Below are 3159 nucleotides of genomic sequence, written 5' to 3' on the forward strand. Positions count from 1 at the left end.
CCCCCTGCCATCGCCCCGGACCCCCTGATCCGACCGCGTTGTCAGTGGGGAGTCGTACCGTGGACTCCATGCGGCCCGTTTCCCACATCGAACGTACGGTGGCGCCCTTCGAGGTCGTCAGCCCCTACCAGCCCAGCGGCGACCAGCCCGCGGCGATCGCCGAGCTGGCCAAGCGCATCGAGGCAGGTGAGAAGGACGTCGTCCTGCTCGGCGCGACCGGCACCGGAAAGTCCGCCACCACCGCGTGGATGATCGAGAAGCTCCAGCGCCCCACCCTCGTCATGGCCCCGAACAAGACGCTGGCCGCCCAGCTCGCGAACGAGTTCCGGGAGCTGCTGCCGAACAACGCCGTCGAGTACTTCGTCTCGTACTACGACTACTACCAGCCCGAGGCCTACGTCCCGCAGTCGGACACCTACATCGAGAAGGACTCCTCGATCAACGAGGAGGTCGAGCGGCTGCGCCACTCCGCGACCAACTCGCTGCTCACCCGCCGCGACGTCGTCGTGGTCGCCTCCGTCTCCTGCATCTACGGCCTCGGTACCCCCCAGGAGTACGTGGACCGCATGGTCCCCCTCAGGGTCGGCGACGAGATCGACCGCGACCAGCTCCTGCGCCGCTTCGTGGACATCCAGTACACGCGCAACGACCTGGCCTTCAGCCGGGGCACCTTCCGCGTCCGCGGCGACACCATCGAGATCTTCCCGGTCTACGAGGAGCTCGCCGTCCGTATCGAGATGTTCGGCGACGAGATCGAGGCCCTCTCGACGCTCCACCCGCTCACCGGCGAGATCATCAGCGACGACGAACAGCTCTACGTCTTCCCGGCCTCCCACTACGTCGCGGGCCCCGAGCGCATGGAGCGGGCCGTCAACGACATCGAGAAGGAGCTCGGGGAGCGCCTGGCCGAACTGGAGAAGCAGGGCAAGCTCCTGGAGGCCCAGCGCCTGAGGATGCGCACCACCTACGACCTCGAGATGCTCCGCCAGATCGGCTCCTGCTCCGGCGTGGAGAACTACTCGATGCACTTCGACGGCCGCCTGCCCGGCTCCCCGCCGAACACCCTGCTGGACTACTTCCCGGACGACTTCTTGCTCGTCATCGACGAGTCGCACGTCACCGTGCCCCAGATCGGCGCGATGTACGAGGGCGACGCCTCCCGCAAGCGCACCCTCGTCGACCACGGCTTCCGCCTCCCGTCCGCCCTGGACAACCGCCCCTTGAAGTGGGAGGAGTTCACGGAGCGCATCGGCCAGACCGTCTACCTGTCGGCCACGCCCGGCAAGTACGAGCTCTCGCGCGGGGACGGCTTCGTCGAGCAGATCATCCGCCCCACCGGCCTGGTCGACCCCGAGGTCGTCGTCAAGCCGACCGAGGGCCAGATCGACGACCTGGTGCACGAGATCCGCTCCCGCACCGAGAAGGACGAGCGTGTCCTGGTCACCACGCTCACCAAGAAGATGGCCGAGGACCTCACCGACTACTTCCTGGAGCTCGGCATCCAGGTCCGCTATCTGCACAGCGACGTCGACACCCTGCGCCGCGTGGAGCTGCTGCGCGAGCTGCGCTCCGGCGAGTTCGACGTCCTGGTCGGCATCAACCTCCTCCGGGAGGGCCTCGACCTGCCCGAGGTCTCCCTGGTCGCGATCCTCGATGCCGACAAGGAGGGGTTCCTGCGCTCCGGCACCTCCCTGATCCAGACCATCGGCCGCGCCGCGCGCAATGTCTCCGGCCAGGTCCACATGTACGCCGACAAGATCACCCCGGCGATGGAGAAGGCCATCGAGGAGACCAACCGCCGCCGGGAGAAGCAGGTCGCGTACAACAAGGAGCGGGGCATCGACCCCCAGCCGCTGCGCAAGAAGATCAACGACATCGTCGCGCAGATCGCCCGCGAGGACGTGGACACCGAGCAGCTGCTCGGCTCCGGCTACCGCAAGAGCAAGGACGGCAAGCCTGCCAAGGCCCCCGTGCCCGCCCTCGGCGGCAAGGCGGCCGGCACCAAGGCCGCCAAGGGCAAGGCCAAGGAGACCGTCCCGACCGACCGTCCCGCCGCCGAACTCGCCGAGCAGATCGAGGAGATGACGGCCCGCATGCGTGCCGCCGCCGCGGATCTCCAGTTCGAGATCGCGGCCCGGCTGCGCGACGAGGTCTCCGAGATGAAGAAGGAGCTCCGGCAGATGAAGGAGGCGGGCTTGGCCTGAGCGCATCGCGGTGTGTTGCAAGACCGACACAAAGTGCGCTTCGGGGTGCGTCACCGTCAGCGGCCCTGCGTAGGGTTCTGGACAACCGCGGGGGCCGCGGCAACAGGGGACAGCGAGAGGGGTTCGGCGCGTGACCGTCAACATGACCAAGGGTCAGGCCATCAGTCTGCAGAAGAACGACGGAGGCAGCCTGACCGCGGTGCGCATGGGCCTCGGCTGGCAGGCGGCTCCCCGGCGCGGCCTGTTCGGCTCGCGCACGCGGGAGGTCGACCTGGACGCCTCCGCCGTCCTGTTCGCGGACAAGCAGCCCGTCGACGTCGTCTTCTTCCGCCACCTGGTGAGCGACGACGGTTCGGTCAAGCACACCGGTGACAACCTGGTCGGCGGCGTCGGCCAGGGCGGGGACGACGAGGCGATCCTCGTCGACCTCTCCCGCGTCCCGGTCCACATCGACCAGATCGTCTTCACCGTGAACTCCTTCACGGGTCAGACCTTCCAGGAGGTGCAGAACGCCTTCTGCCGGCTGGTCGACGAGACCAACGGCGACGAGCTCGCCCGCTACACGCTCGCCGGCGGTGGCGCCTACACCGCCCAGATCATGGCGAAGGTGCACCGGGCGGGTTCCGGCTGGAGCATGACGGCCCTCGGCACCCCGGCCAACGGCCGCACCTTCCAGGACCTGATGCCGGCGATCCTGCCGCACCTGTAACCGGCCCGCCGAGCGGCATCCGACCGACACCACGACACGGGGGGAGAAGGCGATGACGGCCGAGCTGGTGCGGGGGCAGAACCACCCGCTCTCCCAGGCCCGACTCGAGATCCGGATCGCGGCCGGCACGCCGGTCGTGGCCGGAGCCACGCTTGGCGACGAGCAGGGCCGGGTGCACGGCGTGGAGTGGGTCCTGCACCCGGGCGCGCCCACCCTGCCGGGACGAGGTCTCCCGGCAGGCGGCCG

At 68.9% G+C, this 3159-nt stretch carries 2 protein-coding genes and 1 pseudogene; all 3 read left to right on the plus strand.

From position 1 onward, the window contains the following. Positions 1-68: 68 nt before the first annotated feature. Positions 69-2204 (plus strand): excinuclease ABC subunit UvrB, encoded by a 2136-nt coding sequence (gene uvrB, locus AOJ26_RS38945; RefSeq protein WP_053853070.1) that lies wholly within the window; start codon positions 69-71, stop codon positions 2202-2204. Positions 2205-2334: 130 nt separating this feature from the next. Next, a complete protein-coding gene (locus tag AOJ26_RS38950; protein ID WP_053853069.1) occupies positions 2335-2913 on the plus strand; it encodes a TerD family protein in 579 nt (192 codons plus the stop codon). 52 nt (positions 2914-2965) lie between these two features. Then, a pseudogene (locus AOJ26_RS38955) lies at positions 2966-3159 on the plus strand (hypothetical protein); the annotation flags it as partial.

The sequence above is a fragment of the Streptomyces sp. NRRL B-24085 genome (assembly GCF_001282115.1).
Lineage (GTDB): Bacteria > Actinomycetota > Actinomycetes > Streptomycetales > Streptomycetaceae > Streptomyces.